Source organism: Pseudomonas sp. HPB0071, assembly GCF_000478505.2.
GTDB lineage: Bacteria > Pseudomonadota > Gammaproteobacteria > Pseudomonadales > Pseudomonadaceae > Chryseomonas > Chryseomonas luteola.
The window spans coordinates 2,133,724-2,155,047 of the sequence record NZ_KI517367.1; the positions used below are offsets into that span (position 1 = coordinate 2,133,724).

Consider the following 21,324-nt stretch of genomic DNA (forward strand, 5'->3'; position numbering starts at 1 on the left):
GGCAGCGCGCGAAGTCTTGTACAAGAAAAACTTTTCACCGACGCATTGGGCGTCTACGGTTATCTGGCTTATCTGTCCAATGCCTTGGAGGCATGTCGAATGCTCAAGCTCTATGGGTTTCCCGTCAGCAACTACTACAACATGGTTAAGTTTGCGTTGCTCGAAAAGGGGCTGGAATTCGAATCCGTTACGGTTTTCCCCAGCCAGGACGAACAGTTTCTTGCGATCAGCCCCTGCGGCAAGATACCGGTGCTGGAAACCGAACATGGCTTTATCAGCGAAACCAGCGTGATTCTCGAGTACATCGAGGAAACCCAACCGGGAACGCCGCTGTTGCCGACCGATCCGTTCGCGCGTGCCCGCGTGCGTACTCTCATGCGCGAAATCGAACTCTATATCGAGCTGCCGGCGCGCCAGTGTTACCCGGAAGTGTTCTTTGGCGCCAAGGTCGACGAAGCCATCAAGGAAAAGGCCCGTCACGAATTAAGGTCCGGTATCGCTACGCTCAAGCGGCAGGGGTCGTTCTCGCCTTATGTGGCAGGCGATACTCTGACCCTGGCCGATGTCTACTTTCTCTACAGCATCGACCTTGCCCGTGGGGTTGCCGAGCAATTGTTCAGTCTTGACCTGATGGCAGGCTTTCCGGCTGCCCAGGCGCTGCTGGATCGCTTGAAGCAGAACGCCCATGTGCAGCAGCTATATGAAGAAAAGGCTCAATCCATGAGCAGTTTCCTGGCCATGGTTCGCAAGCGTCTGGAAAGCGCCTGACCCAAGCGTTTTGTCGATCGCAGGGCACACTCGTCTGGCATGATGGTCAATCCAGCACTTAGCCATCAGTAACGAGGACATTGTCATGCGTATCGGATTCATCGGTTTGGGTGGAATGGGCAAGGGCATGGCCGGCAACCTGATCAAGGCCGGCCATGAGGTCCTGGTCTGGAATCGCTCGCAGCAGGCGGTTCAGGAAATGGTCAGCCAGGGTGCCAAGGCCGCCAGCGAGCCCGCGGACGCATTTGATGCCGAGGTGGTGGTGTCCATGCTGGCGGACGACGCCTCTACCCGCGCCGTCATTCTCGACAGTGGCGCGCTGGACCGTGCCCGCGCGGGGGCGATCCACCTCAGCATGGCCACGCTGTCGGTTGCCTTTGTAGCCGAATTGATCGAGCGTCATGCCAAGGCAGGCGTCGACTACATCTCCGCACCAGTCTTCGGGCGTACCGATGTGGCCGTGGCGGGCAAGCTGAACATTGTGGTGGCCGGCCCGCAGGCTGCGGTGGATAAGGTCCAACCGTTGTTGGATGCCATGGGCCAAACGACGTGGCCGCTGGGCGAGGACCCGCTACGGGCCAATATCGTCAAGATTGCCGGTAATTTCATGCTGGCAAGCGCTATCGAGACGATGGGCGAAGCGTCCGCCTTGACCAAGAGTTATGGCGTCGAGCCAGCCGATCTGCTGAATATCCTCACCAACACCCTGTTTGCGGCACCGGCTTACAAGAATTACGGAGCAATGATTGCTGAGCAGCGCTTCGAGCCGGCTGCCTTCAAGCTGACCCTTGGTCTGAAGGATGTCGGGCTGGCGCTGAGTGCTGGTCAGGCGAAGAACGTACCGCTGCCGTTTGGCAGTGTGCTGCGGGATAACTTGCTGGAAGCCGTCGCCCAGGGCGAGGGGCATCTGGACTGGTCTGCATTGGGCGGTCGTGCGCTCAAGCGCTCCGGGCAGGCATAGGCAGAGCAGGGCGCCATCACGTATATGGCGCCCTGTTCCGATTTACCGGCTCGCCAGTAATTCCCGGCCGCGCTGAACGGCGGCGCGGACCTGCGCCGGTGCGGTGCCGCCGATGTGGTCACGGGCGTTGACCGAGCCTTCCAGGGTGAGGACTTCAAATACGTCCTGCTCGATCTGGTCGCTAAAGCGGCGCAGTTCTTCCAGGCTCATCTCGGCCAGATCCTTGCCGGAATCCACGCCATACTTCACTGCATGTCCCACGATCTCGTGGCAGTCACGGAAGGGCAGCCCCTTGCGCACCAGATAATCAGCCAGGTCGGTAGCCGTGGAGAAACCACGACGGGCGGCTTCACGCATGACGTCGCGTTTGGGCTTGATAGCCGGGATCATATCGGCAAAGGCGCGCAGGGAGTCACGCAGCGTGTCGGCAGCGTCGAACAGCGGCTCCTTGTCTTCCTGGTTGTCCTTGTTGTAGGCCAGGGGCTGGCCCTTCATCAGCGTCAACAGGCCTGTGAGGGCACCGAATACGCGACCTGTCTTACCACGTACCAGCTCCGGCACATCCGGGTTCTTCTTTTGCGGCATGATCGAGGAGCCCGTGCAAAAGCGGTCGGGCAGGTCGATGAACTGGAACTGGGCGCTCGTCCACAGTACTAGCTCTTCAGAGAAGCGCGACAGGTGCATCATGGCCAGCGAGGCAGCTGAGCAGAATTCGATAGCGAAGTCACGATCGGATACACCATCCAGCGAATTACCGCCAACGGCCTCGAAGCCCAGCAGCTCGCATGTGATCTCGCGTTGGATCGGGTACGTGGTTCCGGCCAGGGCGGCGCTGCCCAGCGGCATGCGGTTCACGCGCTTGCGGCAGTCCACCAGACGCTCATGGTCGCGTGACAGCATCTCGAACCAGGCCAGCAGGTGATGCCCGAACGTCACGGGCTGCGCGGTCTGCAAATGTGTGAAGCCGGGCATGATGGTGTCGGCTTCACGCTCGGCCTGCTCCAGCAGACCCTGCTGCAAGCGGGTGATCTCTGCGAGGATCACATCGATCTCGTCGCGTAGCCACAACCGAATGTCTGTCGCGACTTGATCATTTCGACTGCGACCGGTGTGAAGTTTTTTACCAGTGATGCCGATACGGTCAGTAAGACGGGCTTCTATGTTCATGTGCACGTCTTCGAGATCGACGCGCCACTCGAACTGGCCTGTCTCGATTTCGTGCTGGATCTGGTTCAGTCCGTCTGCAATGGCGTCGCGTTCGGCATCCGTCAATACACCCACTTTGGCCAGCATGGTGGCGTGAGCGATGGAGCCCATGATGTCGTGGCGGTACAGGCGCTTATCGAAGTCGACCGAAGCGGTAAAACGTGCGACGAAGGCGTCGACGGGTTCGCTGAAGCGACCGCCCCAGGATTGATTGGTTTTTTCGTTGCTCATTGGTGGGCTCGCAAATGGCACTGAACGTGAATGGACGTAACGGGATGATAACAGCCTTGCGCTGGTGCAACGTGCACCACAGTTATCCCGTTAACTTTAAAACAACCTTGCCGTTCGTCGGATAGTAGTAAACACTTTGACCATGCCTATCAAATACCTGACCAAGCGCCGGCCTGCCCCGGTCGATGAGTTTTTCGTACCGGAGCTATGCGAGTCGGAAGCCCTGCTTGTCCTGATTGTGCTGGCGGAACTGCTGGTCCTGGTGCTCGTTTTGGCCGATCCCCTGACCACATCCTTCAACTGGGTACGGTTGGCGCTGGTCTCGCTGTTCGTGCAATGGAACGTGCTGCTCTCGGCTGCCGTTCTCTGCCGTTTGCGGCCTTTTCTGGCACGCCTGAAGCCGGCATTGGCTGGAGTTATCTGCTGCGCCCTGGTGGTGGGGCTGACCCTGGCCTGCACTGCCGTGGCTGACTGGCTGGAGCTGGCCGGCCCTATGCAGCAGTCCGGCGAGGTCAAGCTGTATGAGCGGCATGCCCTTATCGCGCTGATCATGTCGGCCTTGATGCTGCGGTATTTCTACCTGCAGAGCCAGTGGCGGCGCCAGCAGCAGGCCGAACTCAAGGCACGGATCGAGTCGCTTCAGGCCCGTATCCGTCCGCATTTTCTATTCAACAGCCTCAACAGTATTGCCAGCCTGATCGCCATCGATGCCGACAAGGCTGAGCGTGCCGTGCTAGACCTGTCCAGCCTGTTCAGGGCAAGCCTGTCCAAGCCTGGAACACGGGTTCGCTGGTCGGAAGAACTGGAGCTGTCACGTCGCTACCTGGAGATCGAGAAGCTACGCTTGGGAGATCGTCTTCAGGTCGACTGGCGCATCGATGGTGTGCCGGATGATCTGCCGATCCCGCAGTTGACGCTGCAACCGCTTCTGGAAAACGCCTTGATCTACGGGATTGCGCCGCGGATCGAGGGTGGATGTGTGGTGGTCGAGGCGACCTATGTCGCAGGGATATTCGAATTGTCGATGAGCAATCCATTCGATGAGCAGGCCGAGCAACATCCTCGGCCGCCAAAAGGTACGAAACAGGCTTTAACCAATATCGAATCGCGACTAACGGCACTTTTCGGCCCGGGAGCGAGTCTCAAAATCGAACGCCGTGACCAACGGCACATAACCTGTCTTCGCTATCCATGCGAGCGACTCACGCAGGAAGCCTGAGCCTATGAACGTCCTAATCGTCGATGACGAACCGTTGGCGCGCGAGCGTCTGGCCCGTCTGGTTGGGCAACTAGACGGCTATAAAGTCTTGGAGCCCTCCGCCAGCAATGGCGAAGAAGCGTTGGCCCTGGTCGAAAGCCTGAAGCCGGATATCGTATTGCTCGATATTCGTATGCCAGGTCTGGACGGGCTACAAGTAGCTGCCCGACTATGCGAGCGAGAAGCACCGCCTGCGGTTATTTTCGTAACCGCCCATGATGAATTTGCACTGGAGGCCTTCAAGGTCAGTGCCGTGGGGTATCTGGTCAAGCCGGTACGCCAGGAAGATCTTGAGGAGGCCCTGAAAAAAGCCGAACGCCCTAATCGCGTTCAGCTGGCTGCACTGACCAAGCCGCCGTCCAGCGGCGGTCCGGGGCCGCGCAGCCATATCAGCGCCCGGACCCGCAAGGGCATCGAGCTGATTCCGCTGGATGATGTCGTTTATTTCATTGCCGATCACAAATACGTGACCCTGCGTCACGGCAACGGTGAAGTCCTGCTGGACGAGCCGCTGAAGGCGCTGGAAGACGAGTTCGGTGACCGGTTCGTCCGTATCCACCGCAATGCCCTGGTGGCGCGGGAGCGGATCGAGCGCTTGCAGCGTACGCCGCTGGGCCATTTCCAGCTGTATCTGAAAGGGCTCAATGGCGATGCGTTGACGGTCAGCCGACGACATGTAGCCGGTGTACGACGCCTGATGCAGAACCTGTGACGCTGAGGGGCAGGACCTGCCGTTCTGTGCGCACGGCGCGCGGACGATTGGTCTTGCCTATCAGGGCGAAAGCGGCTTGCGACAGGAGAGCCTGTTATCATTCCGGTCATGTTTCAATCCCGGAATAGGCTCATGAACCGCGAGATTCGCATTGCCACGCGTCAAAGTGCGCTTGCCCTGTGGCAGGCCGAGTATGTAAAGGCCCGTCTGGAGGCAGCCCACCCGGGGTTGCACGTCAGTCTGTTGCCGATGACCAGCCGGGGCGACAAGCTGCTCGATGCACCGCTGGCGAAGATTGGTGGCAAGGGCTTGTTCGTCAAGGAGTTGGAAACGGCGCTGCTCGAAGGCGAGGCCGACATTGCCGTGCATTCCATGAAGGATGTGCCGATGGAGTTTCCCGAAGGCCTTGGGCTCTACGCCATCTGCGAGCGGGAAGATGCACGCGATGCCTTCGTTTCCAACACCTATTCCAGTCTGGCGGATCTGCCGGCCGGTAGCATTGTGGGTACTTCCAGTCTGCGCCGTCAGGCCCAGCTGCTGGCCCAACGCCCAGACCTTGAGATCCGTTTCCTAAGGGGCAACGTCAATACGCGCCTTGCCAAGCTGGATGCAGGCGATTATCACGCCATCATTCTGGCAGCGGCCGGGCTGATCCGTCTGGGTTTTCAGGACCGCATCCGTGAATCCATCAGTGTCGAAGACAGCCTTCCGGCAGGTGGACAGGGCGCGGTAGGCATCGAGTGCCGCACGGACGATGCCGAAGTCCACGAACTCCTGAAGCCGCTCCATCATCTGGAGACCGAGCAGCGCGTCATTGCCGAGCGCGCCATGAACCGCCATCTCAACGGCGGTTGCCAGGTGCCCATTGCCTGCTATGCCATCCGCGAAGGCGAAGAACTCTGGTTGCGTGGCCTGGTGGGTCAGCCGGATGGCACCCTGCTGCTGCGCGCCGAGGCGCGGGGATCGGTTATCGACCCGTCTGCATTGGGTATCCAGGTTGCGGATGAGCTACTTGCCCAGGGCGCCGGTGACATTCTACGGGCCGTTTACGACGAGGCTGCCCAGCCATGACGGCTTGGCGGCTGCTTCTGACCCGTCCGGCCGAAGAGTGCATACCCCTGGCGGCTGCACTGGACGAGCGGGGCATTTACAGCGCCAGCCTGCCGTTACTGGCCATCGAGCCGCTGCCTGAGACACCGGAGCAGCGCACCCTTATGCTGGATCTGGACCGCTACAAGGCGGTCATCGTGGTCAGCAAGCCGGCCGCCCGACTCGGCCTGGAGCGGCTTGACCAGTACTGGCCGCAGCTGCCCATTAACCAGACCTGGTTCGCCGTAGGCGCCGCCACGGCGGATATTCTCGAAGCGTATGGTCTTTCGATCATCACGCCCGACCAGAGCGAAGACAGCGAGGGCATCCTGGCCTTGCCGCAGCTTGATCAAGCCTTGCAGGAGGCCGATTCCCGCGTGCTGATCCTGCGGGGCGAAGGTGGCCGGGAAACCATGGCCGACACGCTGCGTGAGCGAGGCGTGCAGGTCGACTACCTTGAGTTGTACCGGCGCGTATTGCCGGATCATCCACAAAATGCCCTGACCGAGTGCCTTGCAGCGGAACGCCTCAATGGCATCATGGTCAGCAGTGGGCAGAGTTTCGCGCACCTGCGTACCCTGGCCGGCTCCGCATGGCCGGACGTGTGTTCGGTGCCGCTGCTGGTACCCAGCGAGCGTGTGGCCGAGCAGGCCCGCGCGGCCGGTATCCAGCGTGTCATTACCTGTCATGGCGCCAGTACCGCTGCGGTACTGGCGGCGCTTGAAGAGCATCATCCTTGAATAACCGATCAAAGGAAGGACTTGTGAGCGAAACAGTCACTCCCACTGACGATGCCGTACCGGCATCTGGCGAGACCGTCAACGCGACGCCTCCACCTGCCCCGACTCCGGAAAAGCCCCGGCGTGGCAGTGCCGGGCTGGCTCTGCTGGCATTGCTGGTAGGCGCTGCCGGCCTGGCGGCCGGTGGCTGGAGCCTCTGGCAGACACGGACCCTGCATGAGCAGGATCATGCCCAGCTGGCTCAGCTTGAAGATGCCCGTAGCCTGACGCGTCAGGTCGAGCAGCGTGAGCAGGCCCTGGCCGCTCAGCTGGAAAAACTGCCCAATGCAGAAGATTTCGAAAGCCGCCGCCGGCTGATGAGCCAGCTGCAGGCCGACCAGCAGCACCTGGCCCAGCAATTCAATGAAGTGGTTGGGCAGAGCCGGCAAGTCTGGCGCCTGACCGAGGCCGAGCACCTGATGCGCATGGCCACGCTGCGCCTGGCAGCGCTGCAGGATGTGCCCAGCGCGCAAAACCTGCTCCAGGCGGTCGATGAGATTCTCAAGTCGCAGAACGATCCGGGCGCCTTTGCCGTGCGCCAGCAGCTGGCGAACAGTCAGCAGGCGCTGCGCCAGCTGCCGGACTTGGACCGCACCGGCCTGTTCGTTCAGCTGTCCGCTTTGCGAGATCAGGTACAAACGCTTGAGCCGCTGCCGCCGCGCTTTGTGCATCCCGAAGGGGATCAGCCCGGTGTCCAGGCCAGCGAGGAAAGCACGAACCGCTTCGTGCGTGCCTGGCAGCGTCTGCGCGAGCGTGTTTCCGGCTACTTCCGGATCGATTTTTCAGCGGACAAACCCATCAAGCCGCTGCTGGCTGAGGAAAGCCTGGCCCAGGTCCGCCTGGCCATGAACCTGGCCCTTGAGCAAGCTCAGTGGGGAGCACTCAATGGCAACCAGGCGGTCTACCAGCGTGCGCTGACCCAGGCGCAAGGCGTTCTTGAGGCTCACTTCAATAGCCAGAACGCTGAAAGCCGCGCGGTTCGTGAGACCTTGAGCGAGCTGGCGGACAAGCCTGTAACGCTCAATCCACCGGATCTCAGCCCGACGCTGTCGGCTCTTCAGGCGTATATCGCCCGCCGTCAGCAACCTGAATCGACTACTTCTGCCCAGCCTGCACCCCCGGCTGCGTCGCCTGCCCAGGAGGAGCAACTGTGAAACGATTGACCCTGCTGTTCCTATTTGCCGTACTGGTTGCCCTCGGGGTAGCCGTCATCATGGCGGATGAGTCAGGCTATGTGCTGTTCTCCTACAACAGCTTCCGTTACGAATCGAGCTTCTGGGGGTTCCTCGCCCTGATCGTAGCGGCCGTGATCGTCCTGTACCTGTTGCGGCTGGCCTTGTCGGCCCTTGGCGTTTCGGGCCGAGTGGTCAATCCCTGGTCGCGTTACAACAAGCAACGCCGTGTCGCCCAGGCCGCTCATCGTGGTCAGCTGGAGCTGGCTGAAGGTGACTGGTCGTCAGCGCTCAAGCACCTGAAGACTGCAGCGGAAAGCGATGCACACCCGCTGACTCACTATCTGGGTGCCGCCCGGGCTGCCAACGAGATGGGTCAGTACGAAGAAAGCGACGCGCTTCTGCAGAAGGCCCGAGAGCGCGAGCCCCATGCCGATGTGGCCATCGGTCTGACTCAGACTCAATTGCAGATCCATCGGGCGCAGTATTCCGAGGCACTGGCAAGCCTGGCGCCTTTGCATGCAAAGTATCCCAAGCATCCCTACGTACTCTCACTGATGCAGCGCCTGTATGTGACCACGCGTGATTGGCCGGCACTGATCGGCCTGTTGCCGGAGTTGCGCAAACAGCGGGTTCTGGGCGAATCGGAATTAAGTGATCTTGAGCGCCGCGCCTGGTTGGCCTCGCTGGATGAGGTTAGCCCCATTGGCGATGAGGCACCTACACAGGCAATAGCGCGCCAATGGCAGCAGGTCCCCAGTGCGCTGAAAAGCGACGTGGAAATCGCCCATGCCTACGCGGCTCGTTTGCATGAGCTGAACCGAGAGGATGATGCCGAGGACGTACTGCGTGCTGCCATCAAGCGTAATTACGACGACCGGTTGGTCCGCCTGTATGGCTACATCAAGAGCCGTGACCCGGCCAAACAGCTGCAGTTGGCCGAGGGTTGGCTGCGCAACCGTCCAAACGACCCCGTTCTGTTGCTGACGCTGGGCCGTCTGTGTCAGACCAACCAACTCTGGGGTAAGGCGCGGGATTATCTCGAGGCCAGCCTGAGCGCCCAGCGCACACCCGAGGCCTGCGGTGAATTGGCGCGTCTTCTGATCCATCTGGGCGAGACGGATCGCAGCAACCAATTGCTGCTGGAAAGCACCGGCAGCCGCCCGACTCCTCCGGCGCTGCGGGCTTAAGAGGTGTTCAGGCAGGGTCTGGTGCGGTTCTTCACGCCAGACCCTTTATCCCTCTTGCAGCACCTCTCATCCGCCCTACCGCGTATAAGCTGCTTTACTTCGCTTGAAAGGCCGCAACGCTTTCACTACCGTAGCGACCTCTATTTCTTTTGGAGCCGTCCTGCTCGTGACTAGCCCGCGTTTTATTTTTTCGCTGATCGCTATTGCTTGCGCCGTGCTCATGGCCGCCGGCCTTTACCTTGAGCACGTCCTCGGCCTTGAACCCTGCCCGCTCTGTATCGTCCAGCGGATATTCTTCATCATCGCCGGTATCCTGGCGTTCATCGCGGCCCTGCATAATCCGGCTACCCGCGGCCAGCGTGTCTATGCGGTCCTGATCTTTCTGTCCTCGGCCCTGGGCGCTGCGACCGCCGGTCGGCAAGTGTGGCTGCAGACATTACCGGCCGACCAGCTGCCTGCCTGCCTGCCCAGCCTGGATTACATGATGCAGGCCCTGCCATTCCAGGACGTTGTGCGCCTGGTTCTGCATGGCACGGCCGATTGCGCTGAAGTGAACTGGACATTGTTTGGCATGAGCGTGCCGGAGTGGAGCCTGCTGGCCTTTACCGGCTTTATTCTGCTTTCGATCTATCAGTTCTTCCGCCGCTCCCGTGGTGTCATTGTCCGATAATCGGAATGCCGTTCAGCAGGTCACAGGGGTTGCAGTCGATCACTGAACGGCACTACTCTGCTTCGACGGTGTCCGAACAGTCTCTGGTTGGATTAACCGGGTCGAACGCCTTACGACGAAGACCGTCGGGGCTATTGTTTCGCCGCTGAGGAAGAGTTCGTCATGCTTGAACGTTGCCGAAATGCACAAGAACGTTGGGGTGGGGTGCACCAGATGATTGATCGCTGGTTGCAGGAACGTCAAAAACTGGTAACGGCATATCAAGCCCTGCAGCTAGAGCCTCAGTTGGCTCCGATGGTAAACCACAAGGGCCTTGAGCAGCTGTGCGATCTGCTCGTGGACTATGTATCGGCAGGGCACTTCGAAATCTATGAGCAACTGATGAACGAGGCAAAGGCCTTTGATGATCAGCGTGCCATGGAATTTGCCCATACCGTTTATCCACGCCTGCAGGCCTTGACCGAGGCTGCCCTGAATTTCAATGACCGTTGCGACAGTGGCGACTGCCATGAGCCGGCTCGCCTGCTGGTTGAGCTGCAGCAACTGGGCAAACTGCTCGATGAGCGCTTCGAGCTTGAAGACTGCCTGATCGAAGTGCTGCACAATTCGCATCAGCTGCAGCCAATGTCCACGCCCGGCGTGGCCGCGTCTCAACAGCCGGTCTATTGAGTGACGCGCTGATCGATGCACATGAAAAACCCCGCCTAAGCGGGGTTTTTTGTGCCCGATGGATTAGCAGAATTCTGCCGGGTCCGGGCCCAGGCGCTTGCCTTCATCCAGAGCGGCGATCTTTTGCATGTCATCGCTGTCGAGGCTGAAGTCGAAAATATCGGCATTTTCGCGGATACGTTCGGGATTGGTGGATTTGGGAAAAATGATTGAACCAAGCTCGACATGCCAGCGCAGGATGACTTGGGCAGGCGTCTTGCCATGCTTTTTCGCCAGTTCCTGGAACAAGGGATGCTTGAGCAGCTCGCCGCCCTGAGCGAGCGGACTCCAGGCTTCGGTCAGGATATTCTTCTGACGGTTCACTTCGCGCAGGTCATTTTGCTGTAGCAGCGGATGAACTTCGATCTGGTTCACCACTGGGGTTACACCAGTCTCCAGAATGATCTGCTCCAGATCTTCCTGGCGGAAGTTGGATACGCCTACCGAGCGAACGCGACCCTCTTCACGCAGGCGCAGGAACGCTTTCCAGGTATCCAGAAACTTGCCAGCCTTGGGGCAGGGCCAGTGAATGAGGTAGAGGTCTACGTAGTCCAGCTTGAGCTTGGACAGGCTCTCGTCAAAGGCCTTGAGGGTTTCGTCGAAGCCCTGGCGCTCGTTCCACAGCTTGGTTGTCACGAAGAGTTCGCTGCGGTCGATGCCGGATTCGGCGATGCCCTGGCCTACGCCTTCCTCGTTGTTATAGGCAGCCGCTGTATCGATGTGGCGGTAGCCCATTTCGAGGGCTGAGCGGATCAGCTGGGGCGCTTCTTCGTTCGGGGTTTTCCAAGTGCCCAGGCCGAACTGGGGAATATGGTGACCGTCATTGAGTTGAAGGCTCGGAATCGAGGACATGATTACTCCTGTGTCGAGATGAAGGGAGTCGTATATTTCCGGCGGTATCGGTGATACGACCGGGGAGGAGCCGTTTCTATCCCGGCGCGTTACGAACGGGCTCGGGAGCATTGGGCAGGCGCGCCTCCAACGCTTGGGCCAGATAGCGGACAAAGACCTTGATACGGCGAGGCACGTGCCGGCGGTACGGGTAGACCGCGTAGATGTCGGCACGGGGTGCCTCGTACGCGGTCAGCAGCGGCAGCAGGGCGCCCGAGGCGAGGTGCTCATGGACATCCCACCAGGAGCGCAGGATCAGGCCATGGCCGTCCAGCGCCCATTGCAGGGCAACTTCTCCATCATTGCTCGACAGGCTGCCGCTGACCTTGTGAGCGTACTCACGTCCCTCCTTATGGAAACGCCAGATAGCGTAGTCGCTGCCATCCTGGCGCAGCACGATGCAGTTATGTGCACTCAGCTCGGATACCTCATGGGGCGTACCGGCGCGGCTCAGATAGGCTGGAGAGGCACAGAGCAGGCGCGGATTGCCCAGCAGGCGATGGCCGACCAGGCGTGAGTCCGGCGGCTCGCCCATGCGAATACCGATATCCATGCCCTGGTCCAGCAGGCTGAGCGGCTGGCTGGTCAGCTCAAGGGATAGCTCGACATCAGGGTACTCCTGGGCAAAGCGGGACAGGACAGGGGCGAGGTGGCGTCGCCCAAAGCCAAAGGTTGCGTTGATTCTGAGCTGCCCGCGCAAGGTCTGGCGTTGGTTGCCCAAGGCGCTTTCTAACTCCTCCAGCTGCTGGAGAATCGGCCGGGCGCCCTCCAGGTACAGCTCGCCTTCTGCCGTCAGGTCAAGCCGTCTCGTCGTGCGTTGTACCAGCTGAACACCCAGGCGCTGTTCCAGCTGCGTCAGTCGCTTGCTTACTGCAGGGAGTGACAGCCCCAGCTCACGCGCCACGGCGGTAAGGCTGCCCCGTGTGGCGACGCGCTGGAAAAAGCTGAGGTCATCAATGGCGGACATGCAATTCTTTACCTGAATTCAATAATGGCTTTCTTCAAAGGCGAATTGTGTGGATCGGAGGAGTGAATAACACTGGCCGGACTGTGTATCAACTACAAGAGGATTCGCCCATGAGCACGCCCTGTTACCGGATTGCAGTCATTCCCGGCGATGGCATCGGCAAGGAAGTCATGCCTGAGGGCATTCGGGTCATGGATGCCGCTGCAAAGGCATTCAACCTGACGCTGCAATGGGACTGGTTTGATTTTGCCTGTGCGGATTACTACGTGAAGCACGGCAAGATGATGCCGGACAACTGGTTCGAACGGCTCAAGGGCTACGACGCGATTTACTTTGGCGCGGTGGGCTGGCCCGAGGTGGTTCCTGATCATGTCTCCTTGTGGGAGTCGCTGCTGAAATTCCGCCGTGACTTCGACCAGTACGTGAACCTGCGCCCCTGCCGCCTGATGCCGGGCGTGAGAAGCCCGCTGGCCAACCGCAAGCCGGGTGATATCGATTTCTATGTGGTGCGCGAGAATACCGAAGGCGAATACTCCAGCATCGGCGGCAAGATGTTTGCCGGCACCGAGCGCGAAGTGGTCATGCAGGAAACGGTCATGAGCCGTATCGGGGTCGATCGCATCCTCAAGTTCGCCTTTGAGCTGGCGCAGCGGCGTCCGAAGAAACACCTGACCTCGGCCACCAAATCCAACGGCATTTCCATCACCATGCCTTACTGGGACGAGCGGGTGGAAGCCATGGCGGCAGGCTATCCAGAGGTCAAGATCGACAAATACCACATCGATATCCTGACGGCGAATTTTGTGCTGCATCCGAACTGGTTCGACGTCGTCGTGGCAAGCAATCTGTTCGGGGACATTCTTTCCGACCTTGGCCCGGCCTGCACGGGTACGATCGGTATTGCGCCTTCGGCCAACATCAATCCGGACCGCCGCTTCCCTAGCCTGTTCGAGCCCGTCCATGGCTCGGCGCCGGACATTGCAGGCCAGGGGATTGCCAATCCCATCGGGCAGATCTGGTGCGGCGCGATGATGCTGGAGCACCTGGGCCACCATGACGCTGGCGCGGCAGTACTGGCTGCCATCGAGACCGTTCTGGCAAAAGGTCCGGACAATGCACCGCTGACACGGGATATTGGCGGGACGGGAACGACCGAGGCGCTTGGCAAGGCCATTGCCGCGCAGTTCTAAAGAGTGTTCTCTGACCAATAAAAAAGCCCCGCCTAGGCGGGGCTTTTCAGGTCCAGTGACGCTTAAGCCCGTCGGGGCAGGGTAAAGCTGAGCAGGAAGAGCGCTGCGGCCGAGACCACGATGGAGGGGCCGGCAGGCGTGTCCTGATACCACGACAGCGATAGGCCCAGGCACACCGCAATGATCCCCAGCACACTGGCGCCAAAGGCCATTTGCTCGGGGCTGCGGGCATGGCGCTGCGCGGCAGCGGCGGGAATGATGAGCAGCGACGTGATCAGCAGGACGCCGACGATTTTCATCGCGACCGCAATCACGATGGCAATGAGCAGCATCAGGGCCATGCGGATGGCCGTAACCGGCAGGCCTTCCACCTGGGCCAATTCCTCGTGGACGGTAATGGCTAGCAGGGGGCGCCAGAGCGCGGCCAGCGCGGCCAGTACGATCACGCTGCCGATCAGAATCCACCACAGATCGCTCTGGCTGACGGCAAGCAGATCCCCAAAGAGATAGCTCATCAGGTCGATCCGTACGTCCTTCATGAAGGACAAAGCCACCAGGCCTAGCGACAAGGTGCTGTGGGACATGATGCCCAGCAGCGTATCGGCGGCCAGGCCCCGGCGGCGCTGGAGCAATACCAGAAGGACAGCCAGAACGACGCAGCCAACGGTAACCGCCAGGGTCGGGCTGACATCAAGCAAAAAGCCCATTGCCACACCGAGCAGGGCTGCGTGGGAAAGGGTGTCGCCAAAATAGGCCATACGTCGCCAGACCACGAACGAGCCCAGCGGCCCGGCAACAACCGCCAATGCAAGCCCGGCGAGCAAGGCGTAAAGAAGAAAATCAGCCATGCTTGCAGTGTTCACCATGGACGTGGGGTTTCATCACGACGCCGCCATGCAGTTCATGGGCATGGTCGTGGTGATGGTGGTAGATCGCGAGGCTGCGCGCGTCCTGGCCGAACAGTTCGACAAAGGCCGGATCGCCGCTGACCTGCTCGGGATGGCCGGAGCAGCAGATGTGATGATTCAGGCAGACGACCTGATCAGTGGTGCTCATGACCAGATGCAGGTCATGGGAAACCATCAGCACGCCACAGCCGTAGCGGTTGCGCAATTGGGTAATGAGCCGATAGAGCTCCGCCTGACCGCTTACGTCCACACCCTGGACCGGCTCGTCGAGCACCAGCAGCTCGGGCTTGCGCAAGAGCGCACGGGCCAGCAGCACGCGCTGCAACTCGCCTCCGGAAATGGTTTGCAAAGGGCTGTCGAGTAAGTGATCTGCACCTACCTCGGCCAGGGCGCTGGCGGCACTTGTACGGTCTACACCCGGCACGAGCCGCAGGAACCGCAGCACAGAGAGCGGAAGCGTTGCATCTACGTGCAGCTTTTGCGGCATGTAGCCAATCGTCAGGCGTGGCTGACGCCAGACGCTGCCGGTGTCCGGCTTGAGCAGACCCAGTACGGTGCGCACCAGTGTTGTCTTGCCGGCCCCGTTGGGCCCGATCAGCGTGACGATTTCGCCACGCGTGAGGGTCAGGTTTACCTGATCAAGAATGTTCTGCCCGGAAAAGCGCACGCCCACATCGGACAGCTGGATCAGCGCATCGCTCATTGAGCGTCCTGGCAGGCAGAGCAGAGGCCGATGACTTCAACTGTCTGGCCTTCGACCTTGAAGCCGACCGTGCCGGCACCTGCCTGAATAGCCTCATGAATGGCAGGCTGTTCAAGCTCGATTGCCACATGGCAATGGCGGCAGATCAGGAACTGACCCTGGTGGGCATGCCCTGGGTGATTGCAGCCAATAAAGGCGTTCAGGGAGGCGATGCGGTGCACCAGGCCGTTTTCGAGCAGGAAATCCAGCGCACGATAAACGGTCGGCGGTGCAGCACGGCGGCCGTCCTGCTCGCTGAGAACCGCCAGGATGTCATAGGCCCCGAGCGGCTTGTGGCTTTGCCAGACCAGCTCCAGCACGCGGCGGCGCAGGTCGGTCAGGCGTACACCGGACTTCGTGCACAGCGATTCGGCCTCACCCAGCGCATGGGTGACGCAATGGGAATGGTCATGCGGGCGAGAAGCCAGAGGGATACTCGTCATTGAAATGAGCCGTTTATGAATAGGGACGTTATTATATTGCAAACGTACTGCTTTGAGACCCTTCCGTGATCCGATCCCTGATTGCCGGCGCTCTGTTCGGCCTGACCGCTTTTGCAGCCTCGGCCCATGCCGAGGTCAACGTACTGACCAGCATCAAACCCCTACAGCTGATTGCTGCGGCGGTGCAAGAGGGTGTCGATACGCCCGATGTCCTGCTGCCACCAGGCGCCTCCCCGCACAACTACGCCCTGCGGCCTTCCGACATACGGCGCATCCGCGAGGCGCAGCTGTTCTATTGGGTAGGGCCGGACATGGAAGTCTTTCTCAAGGATGTGTTGCCCGGCCGGGACAAGCCCAGCGTCGCCATACAAGAGCTACCTGATCTGCACCTGCGGCGCTTCGTCAATTTCAGCGCCGAAGCAGATCACGAGCACGAACACGACCATGGCCATGACGAAGCTTTCGAGCACGACCATGACCATCGTCCCGGCTCCATCGATGCGCATCTCTGGCTCTCGCTGAACAACGCACGTGTGATCGCTGCCAGGATGGCGGCTGATCTTTCGGCCCAGGACAGTGCCAACGCCGACCGCTACAAGGCGAATCTGGCAGCCTTCAATCAGCGGCTCGACCGCCTCGATGGCCAGCTCAAGCAGGATCTGACGCCCTTGATCGGCAAGCCGTATTTCGTCTTCCATGAGGCCTTCGACTACCTCGAGGAAGCCTACGGCCTGTCACACCGTGGTGTATTTGCCATCAGTGGGGATGTGCAGCCGGGCGCCCGCCATGTTGCCGCAATGCGCGCCATGCTGAAGAGCGCCGGGCCCACCTGTGTCTTTACCGAGCCGCCGCTGCGCCCACGTCTGGCCGATACGCTAAGCCAGGGCCTGCCAGTCACGCTGTCCGAACTGGATCCGCTGGGCGCTGATGCGCCAGTCAATGCCTCCGGTTATGAGACGCTGCTGACCAACCTGACGGGCAAGCTGACGGATTGCCTGGGTAAAATTTAGGCAAAGGCGATTTTGACTAGCTGAGTCGTTGAGGCAGGGGCTTCGTATACAGGACGAAGCCCTCGAAAAGCTCACAGCGACAGGGGGAGTCGCAGCGCAACACTCTGGCGCTGGGCGAGACGGTGCTCGAACTCGGCAGGGTCGTGGATCAGCACATCCTGACCGGCAAAGGCCTTGGCGGCAATCAGGCGGGACAGCCAGAAGCGTACGCAGGCAATCCGCAGCATAACCGGCCAGAGTTCGACTTCGAGCGGCGTGAAGCGGCGCTTGGCGGCATAGGCGGCCAGTAATGAGCGGGCGCGCGGCTCGTCGAGCGAGCCGTCTTCGCGGGAGCACCAGTCATTCACCGTGATGGCGAGGTCATAGAGCATCCAGCCTGAGCAGGCATTGTAGAAGTCGATTACGCCAGACAGGTGCGGCCCGTCGAACATTACGTTGTCGCGGAACAGGTCGGCATGCAGGTTGGCGCATGGCAGGTTGGGGTTTCGCTCCTGCAGCGCGCGAATCTCCTCCAGTGTGTTATGCAACATCGCCTGGGCCGATTCGGGTAGCTCGTTTGCCAGTTGTGGGCCCTGCTCCAGCATCCAGGCAAGACCCCGGTCGCTTGGGCGCTCGATGATTCGATCGCGTGTTGCCAAGTGGATGCAGGCCAGCAGCGAGCCGACTTCCTGGCAGTGATGAGGGTTCGGTACGCGCTCATGCTTGCCTGGTAGCCGCGGCTGCAGCAGGGCAGGCTTGCCCTTCAGGGTCCGTAGTCCGTCTCCCGCCTCGGTGCGCAGCGCATACGGCACTGGCAGATCGGCTTCATGCAGCACATCCAGGAGCTGGATGAAAAACGGCAGATCGGCTGCCGGACCGCGCTCGACCAGTGTCAGCACGAACTCACCGCCTTCCAGGCTGATGAAGTAGTTGGTGTTCTCGGACCCTTCGGCAATACCGCGAAAGTCGCGCAGGCGGCCAAGGCCGTAGTCTGCCAGGAAAGCTTCAAGCGTCGGGCGGTCGAGCGGGGTAAAGACGGACATGGGGTGAAGCTTTCCTCAAAGCGTCATGGACGAGAACGGCCTGCAAGCCGAAAAACGGCGGGCAGTTTACCGCCTGCTGCCGCCTGAGGAACAGCCACCCGTACCGACAGGGCCGAATAAAATCACCAGCGGAAAATTTCCCATTGGGGAATCAGCATGTCGGGCTGGTCCGAGCGGATGAAATTGCTGTCGCCATCGGCGCGCACCAGAAAATACGGCTTGCCGTGCTTGGGAGTGATTTTGATGGCATACAGAAAACCGTTCACGCGGTATTCCTGGATGGTCTTGTCGCCATCATGACGGATGGTCACGTCCGGCTCGGGCGAAGGGTCCTCCTGGGCCAGTACGGGTACGGTAGGGGCAGCTAAAAGACCGATGAGTAAAAGTCTGCTGAGCACTCGCATGGTAACCTTGTCCTTTTGAATAGGTCAGAGGAAATTCTACCTCTAGGCCTCGCGAAAAGGTTGATCTCGCTCATGAGCCAAGCGCCTCTCGTCCTGGTGGACGGTTCCTCCTATCTCTACCGTGCCTTCCATGCCCTGCCGCCGTTGATGACATCGACCGGCCGGCCGACCGGCGCCGTGAAAGGCGTCCTCAACATGCTGCTGTCCCTGCGCAGACAATACCCGGACAGCCCCTTTGCCGTAGTCTTCGATGCCAAGGGCCCAACGTTCCGCGATGAACTCTTCGCCGACTACAAGGCCCATCGCCCGGCCATGCCCGATGACCTGCGCAGTCAGGTCGAGCCGCTGCACGCCTGCATTCGCGCCCTGGGCCTGCCGCTGCTCAATGTGGAAGGCGTCGAGGCGGACGATGTGATCGGCACTTTGGCCCGCAGCTGCGCAGCCGCTTCTCGTCCGGTGGTGATTTCCACAGGCGACAAGGACATGGCCCAGCTGGTCTGCGAGCATGTCACGCTGGTCAACACCATGAGCGGCAGCGTGCTGGACGTCGAGGGTGTGAAAGAGAAGTTTGGTGTGGGGCCTGAGCACATCATCGACTTCCTGGCACTCATGGGCGACAAGATCGACAACATTCCCGGCGTACCGGGCATTGGCGAGAAGACGGCCTGTGGCCTGCTCAACGGGATTGGCGGCGGCTTGGACGCGCTGTATGCCAATTTGGACAAGGTGGCTACGCTACCAATCCGCGGCGCCAAGTCGCTGGCGGCCAAGCTCGAGCAGCACCGCGATCAGGCGTATCTTTCCTATCAGCTGGCAACCATCAAGATCGATGTTCCGCTCGACGTGAAATTCGATGAACTGATGCCGGAGGAACCGCACCGCGAAGCGCTGATCGCCCTGTACAAGGAAATGGAATTCAAATCCTGGCTGGACGACCTGCTGCGGGAGGCCAAGGACAGCGGCGAGCCGCTGCCACTGGGTGAAAGCGAGCAGGCGATGCTGGAGCTCGATTACCAAACGGTCCTGACCCAGGACGAATTCGACGCCTGGCTGGAAAAGCTGAAGGCGGCCGACCTGTTTGCCCTGGACACCGAAACCAACAGCCTGGACGCTCATCAGGCGGATCTGGCCGGTATCTCGTTCGCGGTAACAGCAGGCGAGGCGGCCTATGTGCCGGTTGCGCACAATTACATGGGGGCACCCGCCCAGCTTGACCGTGACGCCGTACTGGCTGCGCTCAAGCCGCTACTGGAAGACGAGACCAAGCTCAAGGTCATGCAGCACGGCAAGTACGACAAGAACGTTTTTGCCCGCTATGGCATCACCCTGCGCGGCATTGCCTTCGACACCATGCTCGAATCCTATGTGCTGGACGCTACCGCCACCCGTCATGACATGGACAGCCTGGCGCTCAAATACCTTGGCCACAGCACCATCCGTTTCGAGGACATTGCCGGCAAGGGCGCCAAGCAGCTGACCTTCGACCAGATTGCCCTGGAGCAGGCCGGCCCTTACGCCGCCGAAGATGCTGACGTTACCCTGCGCCTGCATCAGGCCCTCTGGCCCAAGCTGGAGGCCGTTCCGGCGCTGGCCAGCGTGCTGAAAGACATCGAGATGCCACTGGTGCCGGTACTGGCGCGTATCGAGCAGAACGGGGCCTATGTGGACCGCGATCTGCTTGGCGTGCAGAGCCGCGAGCTGGGTGAAAAGATGATCGCGTTGGAGAAAGAGGCTTACGAATTGGCCGGCCAGGAGTTCAACCTGGGCTCGCCCAAGCAGCTCGGCGAGATCCTGTTTGTGAAGCTAGGCCTGCCGGTGGTATCCAAGACCGCGTCCGGCCAGCCGTCCACGGCCGAAGCCGTGTTGCAGGAATTGGCCGACCAGGATTATCCGCTGCCCAAGGTCATCATGCAGCACCGCTCGATGAGCAAGCTCAAGAGCACCTATACCGACAAGCTGCCCCAGCAGATCAACCCGCACACCGGACGTATCCACACCTCTTATCATCAGGCGGTGACGGCGACGGGGCGACTGTCTTCATCCGATCCGAACCTGCAGAATATCCCGATCCGCACCGCGGAAGGTCGCCGCATTCGTCAGGCCTTCATCGCGCCCAAAGGCTATAAGCTGATGGCGGCGGACTATTCGCAGATCGAGCTGCGCATCATGGCGCATCTGGCCCAGGACGAAGGCCTTTTGCATGCATTCCAGAACGACCTGGACGTACACCGTGCCACGGCTGCCGAAGTCATGGGCGTAAGCCTGGACGAGGTAACCAACGAGCAGCGTCGCCGCGCCAAGGCCATCAACTTTGGCTTGATCTACGGCATGAGTTCGTTTGGCCTGGCCAAGCAGATCGGTGTGGATCGCAAGGAGGCCCAGGCCTATATCGACCGATACTTCCTGCGTTACCCCGGCGTGCTGGCCTACATGGAGCGCACCCGCGCCCAGGTCGTGGATCAGGGCTATGTGGAAACGCTGTTTGGCCGTCGTCTGTACCTGCCGGATATTCACTCCAAGAACCAGAACATCCGTCGTGGTGCCGAACGTGCGGCGATCAACGCACCCATGCAGGGCACGGCGGCAGACATCATGAAGCGCGCCATGGTGCGTGTGGATGACTGGCTACAGCGTTCGGGTATTGATGCCCGCGTCATTTTGCAGGTACACGACGAACTGGTACTGGAAGTACGGGAAGATCTCGTCGAGACCGTCCGTGAAGAACTCTGCCCATTGATGAGTGGTGCGGCTGAATTGGACGTACCGCTGCTGGTGGAAGCAGGCGTTGGCTGTAACTGGGACGAGGCGCACTAAGAGGGCAACGCAGAAGGCTCCGCTGGGGCCTTTTGTAGCCTTTTATGGCGAAATAGTGGCTAAAAGGAGCGAATTGGCCAGTATCTTGAGGTTCAGGAATGAGTCTTCGAAAAAATAACAAGCGGTTATGACATTTTTTCGATGAACGGAGAACTTTTGTGAAGCCGTTCTGTCTGATTTTGTGAATGG

General features: G+C 60.3%; 21 protein-coding genes. 13 read left to right on the plus strand and 8 right to left on the minus strand.

Features of this window, described 5'->3' with window-relative positions:
• Positions 1-99 precede the first annotated feature (99 nt).
• Positions 100-768, plus strand: coding sequence for a glutathione S-transferase family protein (locus HMPREF1487_RS10045; RefSeq protein ID WP_010796531.1), 669 nt, complete (start codon positions 100-102; stop codon positions 766-768).
• Positions 769-853: 85 nt separating this feature from the next.
• A complete protein-coding gene (locus tag HMPREF1487_RS10050) occupies positions 854-1,729 on the plus strand; it encodes an NAD(P)-dependent oxidoreductase (RefSeq protein WP_010796532.1) in 876 nt (291 codons plus the stop codon).
• A gap of 42 nt (positions 1,730-1,771) precedes the next feature.
• On the opposite strand, the gene argH is transcribed toward HMPREF1487_RS10050, so the two are convergent.
• Positions 1,772-3,166 carry an argininosuccinate lyase gene (gene argH, locus HMPREF1487_RS10055; RefSeq protein WP_010796533.1) on the minus strand — a complete coding sequence of 465 codons (1,395 nt, stop codon included), beginning with the start codon at positions 3,164-3,166 and terminating at the stop codon, positions 1,772-1,774.
• A gap of 142 nt (positions 3,167-3,308) precedes the next feature.
• Here argH and HMPREF1487_RS10060 point away from each other — a divergent pair, with 142 nt between their 5' ends.
• From HMPREF1487_RS10060 to HMPREF1487_RS10095, 8 genes are all read left to right on the plus strand, one after another.
• Complete coding sequence (locus tag HMPREF1487_RS10060; RefSeq protein WP_010796534.1) at positions 3,309-4,385, plus strand: sensor histidine kinase; 1,077 nt, start codon at positions 3,309-3,311, stop codon at positions 4,383-4,385.
• Between the two features lie 4 nt (positions 4,386-4,389).
• Positions 4,390-5,136, plus strand: a complete 747-nt coding sequence (locus HMPREF1487_RS10065; protein ID WP_010796535.1) for a LytR/AlgR family response regulator transcription factor — start codon at positions 4,390-4,392, stop codon at positions 5,134-5,136.
• Positions 5,137-5,244: 108 nt separating this feature from the next.
• On the plus strand, positions 5,245-6,207 hold the full coding sequence (hemC, locus tag HMPREF1487_RS10070; RefSeq protein ID WP_230382228.1) for a hydroxymethylbilane synthase: 963 nt from the start codon (positions 5,245-5,247) through the stop codon (positions 6,205-6,207).
• Entirely contained in the window at positions 6,204-6,965 is a 762-nt protein-coding gene (locus tag HMPREF1487_RS10075) for a uroporphyrinogen-III synthase (protein ID WP_010796537.1), read from the plus strand. Before hemC ends, HMPREF1487_RS10075 begins: the two co-directional genes overlap by 4 nt.
• A 23-nt stretch (positions 6,966-6,988) precedes the next feature.
• Positions 6,989-8,158 (plus strand): uroporphyrinogen-III C-methyltransferase, encoded by a 1,170-nt coding sequence (locus HMPREF1487_RS10080; protein ID WP_010796538.1) that lies wholly within the window; start codon positions 6,989-6,991, stop codon positions 8,156-8,158.
• Positions 8,155-9,366: a heme biosynthesis protein HemY gene (locus tag HMPREF1487_RS10085; protein ID WP_010796539.1), complete on the plus strand. Its 1,212-nt coding sequence runs from the start codon at positions 8,155-8,157 to the stop codon at positions 9,364-9,366. Before HMPREF1487_RS10080 ends, HMPREF1487_RS10085 begins: the two co-directional genes overlap by 4 nt.
• Positions 9,367-9,526: 160 nt before the next feature.
• Positions 9,527-10,036: a disulfide bond formation protein B gene (locus HMPREF1487_RS10090; protein WP_037030661.1), complete on the plus strand. Its 510-nt coding sequence runs from the start codon at positions 9,527-9,529 to the stop codon at positions 10,034-10,036.
• A gap of 162 nt (positions 10,037-10,198) precedes the next feature.
• The gene (locus tag HMPREF1487_RS10095) at positions 10,199-10,705 is read left to right on the plus strand and encodes an Rsd/AlgQ family anti-sigma factor (RefSeq protein ID WP_010796541.1); all 507 of its coding nucleotides are present in this window, start codon (positions 10,199-10,201) and stop codon (positions 10,703-10,705) included.
• A gap of 63 nt (positions 10,706-10,768) precedes the next feature.
• On the opposite strand, the gene HMPREF1487_RS10100 is transcribed toward HMPREF1487_RS10095, so the two are convergent.
• Together HMPREF1487_RS10100 and HMPREF1487_RS10105 are read right to left on the minus strand one after the other, a co-directional pair.
• Positions 10,769-11,596, minus strand: coding sequence for an aldo/keto reductase (locus HMPREF1487_RS10100; RefSeq protein WP_010796542.1), 828 nt, complete (start codon positions 11,594-11,596; stop codon positions 10,769-10,771).
• Positions 11,597-11,672: 76 nt separating this feature from the next.
• Positions 11,673-12,602: a LysR substrate-binding domain-containing protein gene (locus HMPREF1487_RS10105; RefSeq protein WP_010796543.1), complete on the minus strand. Its 930-nt coding sequence runs from the start codon at positions 12,600-12,602 to the stop codon at positions 11,673-11,675.
• A gap of 110 nt (positions 12,603-12,712) precedes the next feature.
• Here HMPREF1487_RS10105 and HMPREF1487_RS10110 point away from each other — a divergent pair, with 110 nt between their 5' ends.
• Positions 12,713-13,792, plus strand: coding sequence for a tartrate dehydrogenase (locus HMPREF1487_RS10110; protein WP_010796544.1), 1,080 nt, complete (start codon positions 12,713-12,715; stop codon positions 13,790-13,792).
• A 62-nt stretch (positions 13,793-13,854) separates the two neighbouring features.
• On the opposite strand, the gene znuB is transcribed toward HMPREF1487_RS10110, so the two are convergent.
• Genes znuB through HMPREF1487_RS10125 form a run of 3 tightly spaced genes read right to left on the minus strand, consistent with a single transcriptional unit; the run spans position 13,855 to position 15,885 of the window.
• Positions 13,855-14,640 (minus strand): zinc ABC transporter permease subunit ZnuB, encoded by a 786-nt coding sequence (gene znuB, locus HMPREF1487_RS10115; RefSeq protein ID WP_037029903.1) that lies wholly within the window; start codon positions 14,638-14,640, stop codon positions 13,855-13,857.
• Complete coding sequence (znuC, locus tag HMPREF1487_RS10120) at positions 14,633-15,403, minus strand: zinc ABC transporter ATP-binding protein ZnuC (RefSeq protein WP_010796546.1); 771 nt, start codon at positions 15,401-15,403, stop codon at positions 14,633-14,635. The genes znuB and znuC overlap by 8 nt, the downstream gene beginning before the upstream one ends.
• Positions 15,400-15,885 (minus strand): Fur family transcriptional regulator, encoded by a 486-nt coding sequence (locus HMPREF1487_RS10125; RefSeq protein WP_010796547.1) that lies wholly within the window; start codon positions 15,883-15,885, stop codon positions 15,400-15,402. Before HMPREF1487_RS10125 ends, znuC begins: the two co-directional genes overlap by 4 nt.
• A gap of 65 nt (positions 15,886-15,950) precedes the next feature.
• On the opposite strand from HMPREF1487_RS10125, the gene znuA reads away from it, so the two are divergent.
• Entirely contained in the window at positions 15,951-16,895 is a 945-nt protein-coding gene (znuA, locus tag HMPREF1487_RS10130; RefSeq protein ID WP_010796548.1) for a zinc ABC transporter substrate-binding protein ZnuA, read from the plus strand.
• Positions 16,896-16,966: 71 nt separating this feature from the next.
• Here znuA and HMPREF1487_RS10135 read toward each other — a convergent pair whose 3' ends face one another.
• Together HMPREF1487_RS10135 and HMPREF1487_RS10140 are read right to left on the minus strand one after the other, a co-directional pair.
• Positions 16,967-17,917 (minus strand): homoserine kinase, encoded by a 951-nt coding sequence (locus tag HMPREF1487_RS10135; protein WP_010796549.1) that lies wholly within the window; start codon positions 17,915-17,917, stop codon positions 16,967-16,969.
• A 122-nt stretch (positions 17,918-18,039) separates the two neighbouring features.
• Positions 18,040-18,321, minus strand: coding sequence for a DUF2782 domain-containing protein (locus HMPREF1487_RS10140; protein WP_010796550.1), 282 nt, complete (start codon positions 18,319-18,321; stop codon positions 18,040-18,042).
• Positions 18,322-18,393: 72 nt separating this feature from the next.
• Between HMPREF1487_RS10140 and polA the strand changes: the two genes are divergently transcribed.
• Positions 18,394-21,135 (plus strand): DNA polymerase I, encoded by a 2,742-nt coding sequence (polA, locus tag HMPREF1487_RS10145; RefSeq protein WP_010796551.1) that lies wholly within the window; start codon positions 18,394-18,396, stop codon positions 21,133-21,135.
• Positions 21,136-21,324: the final 189 nt, after the last annotated feature.

Bases quoted from the DNA above. Each gene is read 5' to 3' on its own strand.
- HMPREF1487_RS10045 (WP_010796531.1), top strand. From the start codon at position 100: ATGCTCAAGCTCTATGGGTTTCCCGTCAGCAACTACTACAACATGGTT.
- HMPREF1487_RS10050 (WP_010796532.1), top strand. From the start codon at position 854: ATGCGTATCGGATTCATCGGTTTGGGTGGAATGGGCAAGGGCATGGCC.
- argH (WP_010796533.1), bottom strand. From the start codon at position 3,166: ATGAGCAACGAAAAAACCAATCAATCCTGGGGCGGTCGCTTCAGCGAA.
- HMPREF1487_RS10060 (WP_010796534.1), top strand. From the start codon at position 3,309: ATGCCTATCAAATACCTGACCAAGCGCCGGCCTGCCCCGGTCGATGAG.
- HMPREF1487_RS10065 (WP_010796535.1), top strand. From the start codon at position 4,390: ATGAACGTCCTAATCGTCGATGACGAACCGTTGGCGCGCGAGCGTCTG.
- hemC (WP_230382228.1), top strand. From the start codon at position 5,245: ATGTTTCAATCCCGGAATAGGCTCATGAACCGCGAGATTCGCATTGCC.
- HMPREF1487_RS10075 (WP_010796537.1), top strand. From the start codon at position 6,204: ATGACGGCTTGGCGGCTGCTTCTGACCCGTCCGGCCGAAGAGTGCATA.
- HMPREF1487_RS10095 (WP_010796541.1), top strand. From the start codon at position 10,199: ATGCTTGAACGTTGCCGAAATGCACAAGAACGTTGGGGTGGGGTGCAC.
- HMPREF1487_RS10100 (WP_010796542.1), bottom strand. From the start codon at position 11,596: ATGTCCTCGATTCCGAGCCTTCAACTCAATGACGGTCACCATATTCCC.
- HMPREF1487_RS10105 (WP_010796543.1), bottom strand. From the start codon at position 12,602: ATGTCCGCCATTGATGACCTCAGCTTTTTCCAGCGCGTCGCCACACGG.
- HMPREF1487_RS10110 (WP_010796544.1), top strand. From the start codon at position 12,713: ATGAGCACGCCCTGTTACCGGATTGCAGTCATTCCCGGCGATGGCATC.
- znuB (WP_037029903.1), bottom strand. From the start codon at position 14,640: ATGGCTGATTTTCTTCTTTACGCCTTGCTCGCCGGGCTTGCATTGGCG.
- znuC (WP_010796546.1), bottom strand. From the start codon at position 15,403: ATGAGCGATGCGCTGATCCAGCTGTCCGATGTGGGCGTGCGCTTTTCC.
- HMPREF1487_RS10125 (WP_010796547.1), bottom strand. From the start codon at position 15,885: ATGACGAGTATCCCTCTGGCTTCTCGCCCGCATGACCATTCCCATTGC.
- HMPREF1487_RS10135 (WP_010796549.1), bottom strand. From the start codon at position 17,917: ATGTCCGTCTTTACCCCGCTCGACCGCCCGACGCTTGAAGCTTTCCTG.
- HMPREF1487_RS10140 (WP_010796550.1), bottom strand. From the start codon at position 18,321: ATGCGAGTGCTCAGCAGACTTTTACTCATCGGTCTTTTAGCTGCCCCT.
- polA (WP_010796551.1), top strand. From the start codon at position 18,394: ATGAGCCAAGCGCCTCTCGTCCTGGTGGACGGTTCCTCCTATCTCTAC.